Annotated in this window: 1 protein-coding gene; it reads left to right on the top strand. The window is 73.7% G+C overall.

Annotated features, from left to right (window positions below; genetic code table 11):
* On the top strand, window positions 1–456 hold a 456-nt coding region (locus AC0AIB_RS31245), incomplete at both ends, for a glycosyltransferase (RefSeq protein WP_465098084.1).

Genomic DNA, 456 nt, shown 5'->3' with positions numbered 1-456 from the left:
AGAGCGAGGAGGCCACCACCTACCTCGCCCACTGCAAGGCCCTGGCCGCCCAGCTCTTCCCGGACGAGGCCACCGGCGCGCACACCGAGGGCGTCAGCCCGGTCACCTTCGAGGAGATCGGCGGCCCCGAGATCCCCGACCTCGCCGAGGCCTACGGCGCGGGCGGCGTGATCGTGCTCTCCAGCGTCGTCGAGGGCTTCCCGGTCAGCCTGGTCGAGGCCATGTTCTGCGGCCGGGCCACCGTCTCCACCGACGTGGGCGCGGTCGTCGAGGTCATCGGCGGCACCGGCCTGGTGGTGCCCCCGCGCAACCCCAAGGCGCTCGCCGACGCCTGCGTCGCGCTGCTGCGCGACCCCGAGCGCCGGGCCAGGCTGGGCGCCGCCGCACGGGCCCGCGCGCTCGAACTCTTCACCGTCGAACAGAACCTCGCGGCATTTCGCGGCATTTACCTGGAGC

It is taken from the genome of Micromonospora sp. DSM 43699, from assembly GCF_055517075.1.
The sequence above is the reverse complement of the archived record's forward strand: the minus strand, read 5'-3'. Positions and strand labels throughout refer to the sequence as shown.